13 protein-coding genes are annotated in these 14,876 nt (G+C 75.8%); 3 read left to right on the forward strand and 10 right to left on the reverse strand.

From position 1 onward, the window contains the following. Positions 1–18 precede the first annotated feature (18 nt). Both CHC04_RS09170 and CHC04_RS09175 read left to right on the forward strand, forming a co-directional pair. On the forward strand, positions 19–1,980 hold the full coding sequence (locus CHC04_RS09170) for a 3-oxoacyl-ACP synthase III family protein (protein WP_176449914.1): 1,962 nt from the start codon (positions 19–21) through the stop codon (positions 1,978–1,980). Between the two features lie 317 nt (positions 1,981–2,297). Beyond that, positions 2,298–2,972, forward strand: coding sequence for a hypothetical protein (locus CHC04_RS09175; RefSeq protein ID WP_089403617.1), 675 nt, complete (start codon positions 2,298–2,300; stop codon positions 2,970–2,972). A gap of 162 nt (positions 2,973–3,134) precedes the next feature. Here the strand turns inward: CHC04_RS09175 and CHC04_RS09180 are convergent, their stop codons facing one another. From CHC04_RS09180 to CHC04_RS09195, 4 genes are all read right to left on the reverse strand, one after another. Next, on the reverse strand, positions 3,135–4,130 hold the full coding sequence (locus CHC04_RS09180) for an endonuclease/exonuclease/phosphatase family protein (protein ID WP_089403618.1): 996 nt from the start codon (positions 4,128–4,130) through the stop codon (positions 3,135–3,137). Between the two features lie 103 nt (positions 4,131–4,233). Continuing rightward, on the reverse strand, positions 4,234–5,196 hold the full coding sequence (locus tag CHC04_RS09185; RefSeq protein WP_089403619.1) for a threonine/serine dehydratase: 963 nt from the start codon (positions 5,194–5,196) through the stop codon (positions 4,234–4,236). A gap of 71 nt (positions 5,197–5,267) precedes the next feature. Beyond that, the gene (locus CHC04_RS09190) at positions 5,268–6,980 is read right to left on the reverse strand and encodes a PHA/PHB synthase family protein (protein ID WP_089403620.1); all 1,713 of its coding nucleotides are present in this window, start codon (positions 6,978–6,980) and stop codon (positions 5,268–5,270) included. Between the two features lie 73 nt (positions 6,981–7,053). Then, positions 7,054–8,475, reverse strand: a complete 1,422-nt coding sequence (locus CHC04_RS09195) for a sensor histidine kinase (RefSeq protein ID WP_089403621.1) — start codon at positions 8,473–8,475, stop codon at positions 7,054–7,056. Positions 8,476–8,596: 121 nt separating this feature from the next. Between CHC04_RS09195 and CHC04_RS09200 the strand changes: the two genes are divergently transcribed. After that, positions 8,597–8,848, forward strand: a complete 252-nt coding sequence (locus tag CHC04_RS09200) for a hypothetical protein (RefSeq protein ID WP_089403622.1) — start codon at positions 8,597–8,599, stop codon at positions 8,846–8,848. Positions 8,849–8,876: 28 nt separating this feature from the next. On the opposite strand, the gene CHC04_RS25255 is transcribed toward CHC04_RS09200, so the two are convergent. The 6 genes from CHC04_RS25255 to CHC04_RS09225 form a co-directional block, all read right to left on the reverse strand. Next, positions 8,877–9,011, reverse strand: coding sequence for a hypothetical protein (locus CHC04_RS25255; protein ID WP_281252213.1), 135 nt, complete (start codon positions 9,009–9,011; stop codon positions 8,877–8,879). Positions 9,012–9,104: 93 nt separating this feature from the next. Then, complete coding sequence (locus CHC04_RS09205) at positions 9,105–9,614, reverse strand: phosphohydrolase (protein WP_089403623.1); 510 nt, start codon at positions 9,612–9,614, stop codon at positions 9,105–9,107. A gap of 70 nt (positions 9,615–9,684) precedes the next feature. After that, positions 9,685–10,086 (reverse strand): RidA family protein, encoded by a 402-nt coding sequence (locus CHC04_RS09210; protein WP_089403624.1) that lies wholly within the window; start codon positions 10,084–10,086, stop codon positions 9,685–9,687. Positions 10,087–10,271: 185 nt separating this feature from the next. Further along, positions 10,272–11,246 (reverse strand): NAD-dependent epimerase/dehydratase family protein, encoded by a 975-nt coding sequence (locus CHC04_RS09215; RefSeq protein ID WP_245817083.1) that lies wholly within the window; start codon positions 11,244–11,246, stop codon positions 10,272–10,274. Positions 11,247–11,248: 2 nt separating this feature from the next. After that, on the reverse strand, positions 11,249–13,819 hold the full coding sequence (locus tag CHC04_RS09220) for an alpha/beta fold hydrolase (protein WP_176449915.1): 2,571 nt from the start codon (positions 13,817–13,819) through the stop codon (positions 11,249–11,251). Next, the gene (locus CHC04_RS09225; protein WP_089403626.1) at positions 13,816–14,838 is read right to left on the reverse strand and encodes a 3-oxoacyl-ACP synthase III; all 1,023 of its coding nucleotides are present in this window, start codon (positions 14,836–14,838) and stop codon (positions 13,816–13,818) included. The genes CHC04_RS09220 and CHC04_RS09225 overlap by 4 nt, the downstream gene beginning before the upstream one ends. Between the last annotated feature and the right edge of the window lie 38 nt (positions 14,839–14,876).

Genomic DNA, 14,876 nt, shown 5'->3' on the forward strand with positions numbered 1-14,876 from the left:
TCGACAGGGAGGACCCCCGTGAACACCTTCGTCCTGAACCGGCACGGCCGCGTGGTGTTCCCCTCGAACGTCATGCCCGAGCTGGACCTCTCCACCGTGGAGACGCTCGAGCAGCTCGACAGCGTCATCCGGCGGGACTTCGAGACCAAGGCCCCCAGCGGGACCGAGATCCTCGGCAAGGTGCGCACCGGCGCCTACGCCACCCGCTACGACCTCATGCGCGACGTCGCGCTCAACCTGTTCTGGGCCAACCGCTTCTCGATCACCATGTACGACAAGCGGCCCACCCGCTGGGCCGACGTCCCCCGCACCCGCGACGACGTCTTCCTGCCGGTGCTGCGGCCGTGGGAGGACGGCGAGACGAAGATCGCCGCCGTCGAGCAGGCCTACCCCGAGCTGCCGGCGCGGTGGGATGCCGAGGTGGAGGACCGCGTGTTCGGCATCCTCTTCGACGTCTACGGCCACCGCCGGCACCAGGCCACCACGCTGCCGGCGGTCAAGCCCACGGTCGCGGAGTTCCTCGAGCAGTCCGGCGCGCTGACCTTCCGGCTGGCGTCCTACGACCCCGACCACCCGGTGTACAGCTACGACGACATCGTCGACTGCAGCGAGGACGTGCCCGAGCTGGAGGCGCTGCACCGCTGGGCGATGGTGCTGCACAACCAGTACCCGTGGGACCGCTCGCAGGTGGAGCTCACCGAGGCGAGCCGGCTGCGCGACGACGACTGGGTGGTGGTCTTCCACCCGCGCGACCGCGAGGTGCGCGGCTTCCTGCGCCGGCTGCGCGCCGGTGTCCCGCCGCGGCACGCGCCGGCGCCGCGTGAGTCCCGCCCGCCGGTCCGGCCGTTCCCGGCGGTCGACGTGCGGGCGCGCTTCGCCGCCCGGCCGCGGCTGGAGGCGCTGGTGGCCGTGCACGGCGACCAGGTGTGCAGCAACGAGGACCTGATCCGCAACACCGCCTACAACTGGTCGCCGATGAGCGCCGAGGAGATCGCGGCCAAGACCGGCATCCGGGAACGGCGGTACAGCTCGCTGCCGCTGGAGGAGCTGGCGCTGCAGGCCGCCGAGGGGGCGCTGGCGCGGGCCGGCCGGGAGCCGGAGGAGATCGGCGCGGTGCTGGTGTGCACCTGCACCAGCTCCCGGCTGATCCCGTCGCTGGCCACCTACCTGTGCGGCCAGCTCGGGATGCACCAGGTGTACGCCGCCTACGACGTCATCGCCGCCTGCGCCGGCATGCCCTACGGCGTCGCCGACGCCACCCGGTTGCTGCAGGAGGTCGAGCGGCCGGTGCTGGTGGTCTGCGCCGAGAAGTTCTCCGACAAGATCGGCAACGTCCGCACCTCCCGGATGATCTTCGGGGACGGCGCGGCGGCGATGGTGGTCGGCCCGGCACCCGAGGGCGACGACGGCGACGTCGACCTGCTCAAGACCTACGCCAGCGGCCCGGCGAGCGAGGTCAACTCGATCCTGTGGCCCAACCCCGAGTTCGACAACAACATCACCGTGTTCGGGCCGCAGGTGAAGGCGCTGGCCGGCCGCTACCTCACGCAGATGATCGAGGAGCTCGAGCAGCTGCCGGCGCCGGAGGGGCGGGAGGGCTCGATGATGGACGCCATCGACCTGATCGTGCCGCACCAGGCGAACAAGACCATGGTGGTGCAGCTGGCCGAGCGGGCCGGGCTGTCGGCCGACCAGCTGTACTTCGACATCGACCAGGTCGGCAACACCTCGTCGGCGAGCATCCCGCTGGCCATCCACGACGCGGTCCGCGACGGGGTCATCACCGAGCCGGTGCGGGTGTTCGCGCCCGGCTTCGGCGCCGGTGCCGTGGCCGGGTACGTGGTGCTGCGGGTCGACCCGGCCGTGGTCGCGGTGTCGACGCCGGCGGTGCCGCACGAGCACGGCGCCGACGCCCCCGCGCCCCCGCCGTCCGACGAGACCCGCTCGGCCTCGGAGGGCATGCAGGAGGCCTTCGGCTGACGGCCCTCCCAGGGTCCCGGCCAGGTGCGGGAGCCCTCCTGGCGGACGTGCCCGGCGGGCGGGGCCTGCCTGCGTGACGCGGTGGTGACGGTCTCGTCACGCCCCTGCTGTCAGTCTCTGTCCGCTGCTGTGACGGCGACCGCCGGCGTGTCCCCGGCCGGCCGCCGACGCCGGCCGGTGCACCGGACAGCCCGGAGCGCGGGCCGCCTCGAGGGAGCCGGGCGGGCAAGCGGAGGCAGTCGCAGCAGCTCGCAGGATCCGGAGTCCCCTGCGGGTGCCCGCATCCGCACGAGGATCGACACCGAGAGGAGAGGGTCATGGCCAACCTGTACTTCGGGACCGGATCGCCCATCGGGGTGATCGACATCAACGAGACAGGTGCGCTGCCGGGGTCGCGACTGCAGATGGGCCTGGTCAACCAGCAGGGGTTCGCCCACCACCTGATCTCCCACCGCGACATCTGCTTCAACGCCGCGAACGGGTTCTTCTTCTTCCGGCGGAACAACGTCGCCGGCGACCCGAACAACTTCACGGACCTGGTCACGATCAGCCAGAACGGTGACATGAGGGTGCAGGGGAGGCTGACTGCGACGGCCAAGAGCTTCAGCATCCCCCACCCGCTCGACCCCGCCCACCTGCGACTGGTCCACGGCTCGATCGAGGGCCCCGAGCACGCCGTCCTGTACCGGGGGCAGGGCCGCCTGGAGAGGGGGACGACCACGGTCACGCTCCCGGACTACTTCGAGTCGTTGACGGCGGAGCACGGGCGGACGGTGCAGCTGACACCGCTGTGTCACGACGACCAGCCCATCTCCGCGCTGGCCGCCTCGCAGGTCCGGAACGGCTCGTTCACCGTGCGCGGCGTCGACTCCGCCAACCCCAGCCAGGCGTTCTACTGGGAGGTGAAGGCGGTGCGGTCGGACGTCGAACCTCTGCAGGTGGAGGTGTCCCGGTCGCCCGTCGAGTCCGCCGCGGAGCCCGCACTGGTCTAGCCGATCAGCGCTCCGGCCGAAGCGGCCGAAGGGCGCTCCGACGCGGACGGAGGGTGTGCAGGTTCGGCTGGGGACGACACGACACCGTCCTGACCGCACCCCTCCGGTCCGCGTCGACGCCCGGCGTCCGACCAGCGCGGGCCGCGGGCCGCCGGTGCTGCGTCACGACAGGCGGATCTCGGCGACCAGCTGGGCGTGGTCGGAGACCGTGCGGTCCCGGCGCTCGTTGCTGACCTGGCTGTCGACCAGGTGGTCGTTGAGGTACCGCAGGTCCATGACCTCGCCGATGCGCTGCGGGTTGCGCTCGTAGAACTCCTGGCTCACGAGGACGTGGTCGAGGTTCTCGTAGTGCCCGTTGAAGATGTGGGTGTAGCTCACGTCGCGGCCGCTGCGGCGGGCGGTGAGCTCGTGGGCCGAGTACAGCAGCCGATCCCAGTAGGCCCTGCGGTCCTCGGGGTCCCTCGGCCAGAACCTCGACGGTGAGTCGCCCATGACGATGTCCGTGGTGACCGCCCGGGCGGCGTCGTTGAGGTCACCGAGCACGATCACCGGCCGGGCGTTGTCGACGACCTCCTGGAGCACGAGGAAGCGCAGCGCCGCCGCCTCGGCGGCGCGGCGGATCAGCGCCCGGGCTTTGCCCAGCGCCTCCTCGCGCGGGTCGTGCTCGGGTGCCGCGGGGTCGCGGATCGGCCGCTTGGACTTCAGGTGTGCGACGAACACCGTCGTGGTGGTGCCCGCGGCGGGATCGAGGACCACGCGCGCGCGCAGCACCGGGCGACTGAACGTCCCGACCGGCAGCGCGAGCCCCTCCACCTTTGCGTCCAGCCCGGGCGGGAAGTCCGTGATGGCGGTGACCGGCTCGTCGACGGGCAACCGGGTGGCCAGGCCGAGCCGTGGACCGCTGACGCCGTCGGCGCCCGGGGCCACGACCGTGCCGCCGGGGAACTGACCCGACCGGTCGCAGACGTCCCGCAGGGCCTCCTCGTGGAAGACCTCCTGGAAGCCCACGAGGTGCGCCTTCATCCGGGTCAGCTGCCCGGCGGTCCACGCCGCCTTCCGGGCGTACTCGCCGGCCGTGTAGGGCTTCTCGTCGGGGTAGAAGCGCTCGCCCTCCCGGGCGAGGTTGAGCACGTTGAACGTGCCGACCTTGACGTCCATGTCCGGGTCACCTCCGCCTGCGCCACCCGCCATGCTCGGCCGGAGGCGTCACCGCCGCGTCATCGGGACCGCACCGGGACGGCCGCGGACGACCGGGACGGGGTCAGCGGCCGCCCGGTCCCTCGGGTGCGAGGTCCTCCAACGCGGTGTTGGCGCCGCACAGGACGACGGCGACGCGCTCGCCGCTGTCGGGGACGTGGGCGCCGGACAGGAGGGCCGCCACCACGCAGGCGGCGCCGTGCTCGACCACCAGCCGGTACCGCTCCCACAGGAGGCGCCGGGCCGCGACGACGTCGGCGTCGTCGACCAGCACCGAGCGGACACCGGTGCGACGCGCGACCGCCCAGGCGATGGCGCCGACGCGCGTCGCACCGAGGGAGTCCGCGGCGATGCCCGACACCGGCACGTCGACCGGCTCGCCGGCCGCGACGGCCGCGGCGAAGGTCGGGGCGGTCCTCGGCTCGACGCCGACGACGCGGGCGCGACCCTCCAGGGCGGCGGCGACCCCGGCCATGAGCCCGCCACCGCCGACCGCCACGAGCACGGTGTCCACGTCGCCGCCGAGCTGTTCGTGCAGCTCCAGGGCGAGCGTGCCCTGGCCGGCGCAGATCTCCGGCTGGTCGTAGGCGTGGCAGAGCAGCGCGCCGGACGCCTCCGCGTGGGCCACGGCGGCCTCGTGGGCGAGGGCGTACCGGTCGCCGACCTGCACGACGTCGGCGCCGAGCTCGCGCAGCCGGGCGACCTTGACCGCGGGCGCCGTGGTGGGGACGTAGACCCGGGCGGCCACCCCCTCGCGGGCCGCGGCGTGGGCCACCGCCAGCCCGGCGTTGCCCCCGGAGGCGGCGACCACGCCGGCCGGGCCCAACTCGCCGCGCTCGGCCGCCGCCAGCAGCCGGTTGAGCGCGCCGCGGGCCTTGAACGACCCGGTGTGCTGCAGCTGCTCGAGCTTGAGGGCCACCGCCGTGCCGGAGAGGAGGTCGCCGGCCGCCAGCACGGTGACCGGCGTGCGGCGCACGTGCGCGGCGATGCGGCGCCGAGCGGCCTCGACGTCGTCCCTGCCGATCACGACGTCACCGTAGTGGCGGGGTCGGCCGGCCGGACGACCCCGCCCGTGGAGCCCCCTCCTCGCGCCGGGGCCTACCGCCCGGCCGGGACCCGGTCGCGGACGTAGGAGCCCGGCGCCGGCTCCAGCGGTGGGTGGGCGGCGCTCCCGGCCGCGGCGGGCGCCGGCACCTCGTCGCCGGAGTGCCCGATCGCCCACTCCGACCACGGCTCCCACCAGCTCCCGGTGTGCTCCTCGGCGCTCGCGCGCCAGGCCTGCGGGTCCGGCCCGGGCTCGCCGCCGGTCCAGTACCGCGCCTTGGGGTTGCCGGGCGGGTTGACCAGGCTCTGGATGTGCCCGCTGTTGCTGAGCACGAAGGTGCTCGGCCCCGAGAGCAGCTGCGTGGTCCGGTAGCAGCCGTCCCACGGGGTGAGGTGGTCGGTGAGCGCGCCGGTGACGAACGTCGGGATCGTGATCCGGCTCAGGTGCACCGGCGTGCCGAGCACCCGCAGCGCGCCGGGCTTGACCAGCGCGTTGTCGGAGAAGATCTCGAGGAACTGCTCGTGCAGCCGCGCGGGCAGGTTCGTGCCGTCGGCGTTCCACGCCAGGATGTCGAACGCCGGCGGGTCCTCGCCCATGAGCCACTGCCGCACGAGGTAGTTGAAGACCAGGTCGTCGGGGCGCATCCAGGTGAACACCGACCCCATCTGGCGGGCGGTGATGACGCCCTGCCGCCGGGAGTTGCGCCGGGCGACGTCGACGAGCCGCCGGCCGGAGAACGCGCCGAGCGGCGCGCGGCTGGCGAAGTCCAGCAGGGTCACCGCGTAGCCGGCGGCGCGCACCCGGTCGTCGCCGGTGGCCGCGAGGTGGTTGAGCGCCGTCGTCATGATCTGCCCGCCGGCGCACAGCCCCAGGGTGGTGACGTCGGGGGAGCCGGTGACCTCCCGGGCGACGTCGACGGCGCTGACCACGCCCTGCGCGTACTCGTCCAGGCCCCACGCGGCCTGCTGCCTCGTCGGGTTGCGCCAGCTGATCATGAAGACCTGCAGGCCCCGGCTGACGGCGTACTCGACCAGGCTGCGGCCGGGCCGCAGGTCGAGGAAGTAGAACCGCCCGATCGGCGGCGGGACGATCACCAGCGGTCGCTGCCGCACCCGCGGGGTGGACGGCGTGTACTGGATCAGCTCGACGACCTCGTCGCGGTGGACGACGGCGCCGGGCGTGACGCCGAGGTCCTCGCCCACCGTGAACGCGCTGCGGTCGACCTGCGAGGGCAGCCCGCCGTTGCGCACCAGGTCGTGCAGCACGTTCCGGGCGCCGCGCACCAGGCTGCGCCCGCCGGTGTCGAACGCCCGCTTGAGCGCGGCGGGGTTGCCGGCCAGCGTGTTGGTGGGTGCCATCGCGCTGGTGAGGGCGTTGAGGACGAAGCGCACCTGCTCGACCTCGCGCCAGTCGGCGCCGCCGGCCTCGAAGTCGTCGACCAGGCGGCGCAGCGACGCCGAGGCGGCCAGGTAGGACTGCGCGAGCCGGCGGTACCCGGGGTGCTGGGACCAGGCGGGGTCGGCGAAGCGGGCGTCCTTCGGGGAGGGCGCGATCTCGTCGGTGCCCCGCAGGATGCGGACGCCGTCGCGCCCGAGCCGCACGGCCTCGCGCGCCAGCGGGCGGGGCTGGGCGAGGGTGGCGACGACGCCGCGGACCATCCCGCGGGTCGAGGGCATCGCGACCGGTTCGCCGCCCTCCACCGGCACGGTGGCCGGGGCCGGGTCCGCCGTGCGGGCGGAGCGCGGGCGTGGTGGTGTCGTCGTCACGGGACCCCCTTGTGAGCCGGATCACACAGCGACGACCGTACTGGCCCGCGCGCCGCCAGGGGAGGGCCACCCGTCAGCCGGTCCCGCCCGCCCGCCGGTGGGCCGCGGCGACGCCGCTGGTGGGCAGCCGGACGCGCAGCACCGTCTCGCCGGGCCGCTGGTCGATCCCGATGTCCCCGCCGTGCCGCTCGACGATCCGCCGGGAGATGTCCAGGCCCAGTCCGGTGCCCTGGCCGACGCCCTTGGTCGTGTAGAAGGGGTCGAAGGCGTGCGCCAGCGTCTCCGCCGACATCCCGGCACCGCTGTCGGCGACCTCCACGACCACCGCCGTGCCCGGCTCCAGGCGCGTGGAGACGCGCAGCGTCCCCGACTCGCCCACGGCGTCCAGGGCGTTGGTGAGGAGGTTGGTCCACACCTGGTTGAGCTCGGCGGCCAGCGCCTCGATGCGGGGCACGTCCGCGCCGTAGTCCCGCACGACGCCCACCCCGGCGGGGATGCGGTGCGCGAGCATCGTCAGCGTGCTGTCCAGGCCCTCGGTCAGGTCGGTCAGCTGCACGGCGGCGCGGTCGAGCTGGGAGTAGGACTTGACCGCCGCGACCAGGTCGGAGATGCGCCGGGTGGAGTCCTTGACCTCCGCCAGCAACCCGGTCGCCGTCAGGGTGCTCGCCACCCAGTCCAGCCCCGGCTCCAGCCGGTCCGGGCCCAGCGCCTCGGCCAGCTGCTCGGCCCACGCGACGTCGGCGCCGGCGCCGGCGAGGGTCGGGGCCAGCACCCGGTCGCGCGCCACGCCGTGCTCCGACAGCCAGTCGGCCAGCTCGTCCTCGCGGTCGGCGAGGTCGATCGGGCCCAGGGCCGGCCGGCCCTCGAGCTCCCGGCGCAGCGTGTCGAGCCGGGTGAACTGCTCGTCGGTGACCGCGGCCGCGGTGAGCCGGCGCACCGCGGCGACCACGTCGGTGTGCGCCTCCCCGAGGGCGTCGACGGCCCGGGTGGCCGCGGCGGCGGGGTTGTTCAGCTCGTGCGCCAGCCCGGCGGCGAGCTTGCCGAGGGCGGCGAGCGCCTCGCGCTGCCGCGCGATCGACTCGTAGTTGCGCGCCGACCGGGAGACCCCCTCGATGAGCGGCAGGCCGAGCGGGAAGCGGGCGGCCCACAGCCGGCGCAGCTCCTCGGCGGGGACCCGCAGGACCCGCCCGGCCGTCGTCGCCCGGCCGGTGGCGAGGTAGGCGCCGTGCTCGTCCCACGCCCGGAAACCGCCCGCCCAGCGTCCCGGGACGTCCATGGTCCCCAGCCGCGTCTCGTCCTGCCCGAGGTGGCGGAGCAGGTCGATGCAGCCGTCGAGGAGCACCCACCAGGAGTGCGCCGGGGAGTCCTCCTCGAACAGGACGTCGCCGCACTCGAACGCGACCTCGGTGCCGGCGTCGAGCAGCGTGCGCAGCTGGTCGTCGTCGCTGCCGGCGAAGAGCGCGAGCCCGCGCAGGTCGTCGAGGTGGACGGGCATGGACCGCTCCCTCCGGTGGCCGGCTCCCGAGCATGCCCGGGTGGGCCGCTGCAGGACAGGCCTCCGGTCCGGGACCTGCGGAGGAGTGTCCCGGCGCCCGGGCCCGGAGGACGCTGGCCCGATGGACATCACCACCGTCAACGACCGCCACCTCTACCAGGGGCGGGTCGTGGTCCAGGACCCGGCGGACCCCTCCCGCCCGCTCGAGCTGCCCGCGCAGGTCATCCGCTTCGGGCCCGCCGGCTGGCTGACCGTCGTGTCGGCGCTGACGGAGGACGCCGAGATCGAGGTCTACCCGACCGGCCGCGTCCTGGCGATCACCGACCTGCGCGAGGCCGCGACGGCCGGCTCGCCGCCGGACGGAGGGGCGTGACCGGGACCCGTCCGCCGGCGGCCCGGGCTCAGCGCTTCTTGTCCTGGGTCAGCCGTTCCATCGGCGGCTGGGTGTCGGTCTTGGCCTTGCGCTCGAGGCGCTTCTCCTTGATGGACTTGCCGGACTTCTTCGACATCGTGTGCCGAGGTGACTTGTCGGCCATGGCGCGCGCTCCCTCGTCGGGAACCTGAGCGGCTCCGTGCCCGGACGCTACGCCTGCCGCGGCGTCGTGAGGACGGGCGGACCCGTGGACGGATCAGACGAGGACGCGGCGGCCGTGGACGGCGTCGGCGGCCTCGGCGGCCAGCAGGATCCGGCGGGCCGGGCGGTAGCGGCCCTCGCGCAGGCTGCGGGCCTTGGCCGGGTCGGTCGCGGCCAGGTGTGCGCTGGCGGTGAGCGCGGCGCTGTTCTCGGCGAGCCCGACCAGCCGGCCCAGCGGGTGCGCGGCGCAGCGGCGGATCAGGCCGGAGATGTAGGCCTCTCCGGGGCGCGGGGTCACCGCGTCGACCGCCTCGACGACGACCTCCGGCACCCCGAGGGCGCGCAGCCGCTGGAGGTCGTAGCGGCGGGCCGGGTCGGGGTGGTCGCGGGTGGCCGCGACGATGTCGCGCAGGAGCCCGGCCATCTCCGCGTGCGGGCCGTACCGGCGCAGCGCCTCGGCCATCGGCCGCAGCGAGGCCAGGTAGAGGTCGTGGCCCCGGGCGTCCGCCTGGCCCTCGTGCGCCGCGAGCGCGAGCAGGTGCGCGTCGGCGACGGTGAACCCCACGGCGCCGAGGCTAGGCCGCGTCCGCCGACGGGTGCGGCAGGCCCGGCCGACCCGCCATCCGAACGGCGCCTCAGTCGACGGCGGTGGCCTCGATCTCCACCATCATCTCGGGGAACGCCAGGCGGGTGACCCCGACCAGCGTGCTGGTCGGCCGTGCGCCGGCCGCGCCGAACCGCCCCACCAGCTCCTCCCAGCACCCCACCACCGCGTCGACGTCGGTGGCGTACACGGTGACGCGGACGACGTTCCCGAGCGTCATCCCCGCCTCGCCGAGCACCGCCTCGAGGTTGTCCACGGAGAGCGACACCTGGGCACGCACGTCGCCGTCGTGCTGTGGGGTCCCGTCGGGCGCGGTGGCGGCCTGCCCGGAGACGACCAGCAGCCGGCTGGCGCCCTCGACCAGCTGTCCCTGGTCGAACCCGTAGGCCAGCGACCACGGCCACGGGTTCACCGCTGTCCGGCTGGCGGTCATGGCGGTCCTCCCTCCACGCGCCACCCCGCTGGTGGCGACGCGGTGCTCAGCGTGGACCCGGTGGGACCGACCAGGTGACCGCGCTGACCCCAGCCGGCCGACACGGGCGCCGGAGCCGACGCTGCGCACCCCGTGCGGTTCACTCCGTGACCCGGCCGGAGCCGGGGGCCCGGCGAGGGGAGTCCTCAGGCCTGCCGGTCGGCGGCGGCGTACCAGGCGGCCAGCCGCGCGAACCCCTCCTCGAGGGGGACGGCGGGGCGCCAGCCGAGCGCGGCCCGGGTGCGCCGCTGGTCGAACCAGTGTGCGGTGCTCAGCTGCTCGGCGAGGAACCGGGTCAGGGGAGGGGTCGCGCGGCGGTCGGTGGCGGCCCAGACCCCCTCGACCACGGCGCCGGCCAGCCACGCCGCCCGGGCCGGCACCCGGCGCCGCGGGCCCGGTGCGCCGGCCGCGCCGCACAGCCGGCCGAGCAGCTCCCCGATCGGGCGGGGCTCACCGTTGCTGACCACCAGCGCCTCCCCGTGCACCGGGCCGCACGCGTCGACCGCGGCAACCAGCGCCGCGGCGGCGTTGTCGACGTAGGTGGTGTCGACCAGCGCGGCCCCGGACCCGACCAGCGGCAGCCGGCCCGCCCGGCCCCGCGCGACGATCCGCGCCACCAGCTGCTCGTCACCGGGACCCCACACCAGGTGCGGGCGCACCGCGAGCACGGCGAGGCCGGGGGAGTCGGCGGCCAGCGCCAGCACCTCGGCCTGCGCCTTGGACCGCGCGTAGGAACCCCGGGCCGCGGCCGGGTCGGCGGGGTCGGCGCCGGCGCCGGTCAGCGGGTCGCCGGCGTGCGCGACCGACGGCGAGGACACGTGCACCAGCCGCCCGACGCCCTCGGCCGCGCAGGCGGCCACCACGGTGCGGGTGCCCCCGACGTTCGCCCGCTCGTACTCCGCCCACCGGCCGGTCACGTCGACCTTGGCCGCGAGGTGCACGACGGCGTCCCGGCCCCGGGCCGCCCGCGTCACGACCGCGGCGTCGGCCACGTCGCCGAGCACCTCGGCGCACGGCAGCCCGGCGGGCCGGCGCTGCAGCACGGTGACGTCGTCGCCGCGGGCCAGCAGGGCCTCGGCCGTGGCCCGGCCGAGCATGCCGCTGGCCCCGGTGACCAGCACCCTCACCGGGTGCGGCCCCGGCGCCGGACGGGGGAGCCGGCGAGCAGCCGGGCGGCCCGGCGGCCCAGCGCGGTGCGGTCCACCTTCGACTGGTGCCGGATGTCGACCGGCAGCGACCGGGCCACGAGCACCGCGGCGACGTCGACCCCGGCTGCTGCCCGGACGGCGGCGGCGAGGTCGTCGCCGGCCACCGCCAGCCGGCGGCCGCGCCGGGCCGGCTCGGCGCGGACGACGACCACCACGACCACCTGCGCGCCGGCGGGACCGACGCCGACCGCCGCGGCCGCGGAGACCCCGGGCAGCCGCTCGACGCGCTGCTCGACGCCGACCGGCGTCACCACGCCCTCGGCGGTGGGGACGACGTGGGCGAGGCGGCCCCCGATCCACAGCCTGCCCTCGTCGTCGAGGTGGCCGACGTCGCCGGTGCGGTGCCAGCCGGGGTCGCGGGAGGCCGCCCGCTCGGTGGCCCACAGCGCGTCGTAGCGGTCCTTGACGTGCGGCGCGCGCACGCAGACCTCGCCGGTCACGCCGGCGGCGCCGGTGAGCGGGCCGTCGGCGGCGCCCGTGGCCGACAGCGGGCTGACCCGCACCTCGACGCCGTCGACCGGCCGGCCGACGCACACGCCCTCGCCGTCGCCGGCGAGGTCGATCTCCTCGAGGGAGACGTCGGTGACCGGCAGCGCCTCGGTCATGCCGTAGGGGGTGTGCGCCTCGGCCGCCGGCAGCACGTCGCGCAGCGAGCGCAGCAGCGCGGCGGGCACGGGGGCGCCGGCCGACATCAGCAGCCGGACCCGGGCCAGCGCCGCCCGCTGCCCGGCGGTGAGCTCCGCCGCCGTCGCGGCGACCCGGCGCAGGGCGGCCGGCGCCGCGAACACCACCGTGGCGTCGACGGCGGCCGCGGCGTCGGCGAGCTTCGCGGCGGTGAGCGTGCCCGGGGCGGTGACGTCGACGTCGGGCACGGCCGAGGCGATGCCCAGGCCCGGTCCGAGGATCGAGAACGGGGCGAAGGCGGCGACCAGCGCGTCGTCGGGGGAGAGGCGGTAGGTGCGGCGCACCAGGTCCAGCTGGGCGCCGACCTGGCGCTGGGTGTAGACCACGCCCTTGGCCGGACCGGTGGCGCCGGAGGTGAAGACGACGGCGGCGTCGGTGTCCGGCGGGCACTCCGGCGGCACCGGCGCGCTCCGGCCCCGCTCCTCGAGCTCCGCGAGGTCGTGCGCGGCGCCGAGCGCCCGGCGGCGGGCCGGGGTCAGCGGTCCGGCGGCGATGCGCGTCCCGGGCAGGCCCATGGCCCGCGCGGCGAGCAGGCCGGGGACGGCGCCGAGGACGTGGTCGGCCGCCGCGCCGCGCAGGGCGCGGCGCATCCCGGCGAAGCCCAGGCCCTTGTCGGCCACGACGACGGCCGCGCCGGCCCGCCACACGGCGTACACCGCGGCGGTGAGGTCGGGGGAGGGCTCCAGCAGCAGCGCGACCCGCTGCCCGGGGCGGACGCCGGCCGCGGCCAGCCCCGCGGCCAGGTGCTCGACCCGACGGGCCAGCTGCGCCCAGGTCACGGCGGTGCCGCCGACGGTCACCACCGCCGGGGAGACGTCGCCGGCGCGGCCGGCCAGCGCCGCCCAGGGGCGCGCGACCGGCGCCGGGTCGGGGGACGGCGCCGCAGGAGCCGCCGGGCCGGCGGAGAGGTCCTCGACCCAGCGGGCGACGGCGGCCGCGTACTGGGGCGCGTCCTCGGGGAGCAGGTGCGAGGCGCCCTCGTAGCGGTGGACCTGGGCCCGCGGCAGCCGGTCGCGCAGGTCGGTGAGGTACCGCTCGCCGAACACCGGGTCGCGCGGGCCCCACAGCAGCAGCGCGGGGACGTCGAGGGTGCGCACGCCCTCGGCGATCGCCTCCTGCACCGCCCGGGAGGGGTGGCCCTCGCGGAACGGGATGTCGGCGACGAAGTCGCCCACCGAGCGGCGGCGCCCCGGCGACCGGTAGGGGGCGGCGAAGGCGCGGCGCACCTCCGGCGGCAGCGCCGGCCGGGACAGCGCGGTGGCGGCCCGCACGAACACCGGCGTGCCGACGGTGGCCGTGGCGCGGATGCCGGGTGCGTGGGCCAGCCGGATCAGCGCCGGCCCGAGGTCGCCCTCCGGCATCGCGACCGCGGTGTTGGTGAGCACGACACCGCGCAGCTGGTCGCGGTGCTCGAGGCCCCAGCCCAGCGAGATGATCCCGCCCCAGTCGTGGGCGACGGTGACCACCGGCCCGCGGATGTCGAGCGCGGCGGTGAGGTCGCCGAGGTCGGCCACCCGCTGCGCCAGCGTCCGCGGCGCGTCGAGCCGGTCGGACCAGCCCATGCCCAGCTGGTCGGGGGCCACGACCCGCCAGCCCGGCGGCGGGGCGGCCAGCAGCCGGCGCCACAGATAGGACCAGGTCGGGTTGCCGTGGACGCACAGCAGCGTCCCGGCCGCGCCGTCCTCGGGTCCGGTGTCGAGCACGTGCCAGCCGTGCTCCCGGCCGTCGGCGTCCTTGACCCGGACGCGGCGGGACCAGGTCGGGTCGAGCCCGGGCAGGTCGGTCGGCGCGCCGGCCCTCACCAGGCGATCTCGAGGCAGCAGGCGTTCAGGCCCGAGCCGATGCCCATGAGCAGCACCCGGTCGCCGTCGACGAGGCTGCCGGCCTCGCTGGCCAGGGTGAACGGCACCGACGCCGGCCCGAGGTTGCCCCGGGTGGGGAACGTGGTCGGGACCCGCGCGGGGTCGATGCCGAACCGGTCGCACATCGCCTGGGTGTGCACCTTGCTCACCTGGTGGACGACGTAGCGGTCCATGCCCACCCAGTCGAACTCGGCGGCGGCCTCGGCCCACAGCTGCTCCGACAGCGCGAGCCCCGCGGCGAGCAGGCCCTTGAGGTCGGTGTGCATGCCGTCGTTGTCGCCGGTGCACAGCTGGTGGTGCTCGGTGCCGGCGCGGCTGACCGAGCCGACCAGGCGGTGGCCCTCGGGGTGCCGGTCGGCGGGGCCGAGGACCATCGCCGCGGCGCCGGAGCCGAGCGTCAGCGTGGCGAAGTGCTGCATGACGTCCTTGGCGGTGGTCTCCGGCCGGTTGAGCAGGTCGATCGTGCGCTCCTGCACCGGCCGGGAGTCCTCGCCGTTGACGACGAGGGCGTACTCGACCATCCCGCTGTCGATCATCGCCGCGGCCAGCTCCATGCCGTTGACGAAGCCGAGGCAGGCGTTGGTGACGTCGAAGTTCTGGCACGAGCTGGGCAGCCCCAGCGCGTCGTGCACGGCGACCGCGGTCGAGGGCTCGAGGTGCTTGCGGCTGACGGAGGTGTTGACCATCAGCCCGATCTGCGCGGGGTCGACGCCGCTCTCGCTGATCGCCTTGGCCCCGGCGGTGGCCGCGCCGTCGGTGAAGGAGACGCCGTCGGCCCACCAGCGGCGCTCGCGGATGCCGGCGAGCCGCTCGAGCAGGCCCGGCCGCAGGCCCACCCGCCGGTAGGTGTCGACGAGGAGCGCGTCGAGCGCGTCGGAGGTGACCACCTGGGAGGCGTCCGCCGTCTGCACGGTCAGGATCGCGGTGTTGCGGAAGCGGTGGGTGGCGTTGCCTGTCATCCGGGTCCAGTCGTGAGCGCAAGGGGGTGGGCCGCTGC

The organism is Geodermatophilus saharensis (assembly GCF_900188205.1).
Classification (GTDB): Bacteria; Actinomycetota; Actinomycetes; order Mycobacteriales; family Geodermatophilaceae; genus Geodermatophilus; species Geodermatophilus saharensis.

Bases quoted from the DNA above. Each gene is read 5' to 3' on its own strand.
- CHC04_RS09180 (WP_089403618.1), bottom strand. From the start codon at position 4,130: ATGGACGTCAAGGTCGGCACGTTCAACGTGCTCAACCTCGCCCGGGAG.
- CHC04_RS25255 (WP_281252213.1), bottom strand. From the start codon at position 9,011: ATGGCCGACAAGTCACCTCGGCACACGATGTCGAAGAAGTCCGGCAAG.
- CHC04_RS09195 (WP_089403621.1), bottom strand. From the start codon at position 8,475: ATGCCCGTCCACCTCGACGACCTGCGCGGGCTCGCGCTCTTCGCCGGC.
- CHC04_RS09175 (WP_089403617.1), top strand. From the start codon at position 2,298: ATGGCCAACCTGTACTTCGGGACCGGATCGCCCATCGGGGTGATCGAC.
- CHC04_RS09200 (WP_089403622.1), top strand. From the start codon at position 8,597: ATGGACATCACCACCGTCAACGACCGCCACCTCTACCAGGGGCGGGTC.
- CHC04_RS09210 (WP_089403624.1), bottom strand. From the start codon at position 10,086: ATGACCGCCAGCCGGACAGCGGTGAACCCGTGGCCGTGGTCGCTGGCC.
- CHC04_RS09225 (WP_089403626.1), bottom strand. From the start codon at position 14,838: ATGACAGGCAACGCCACCCACCGCTTCCGCAACACCGCGATCCTGACC.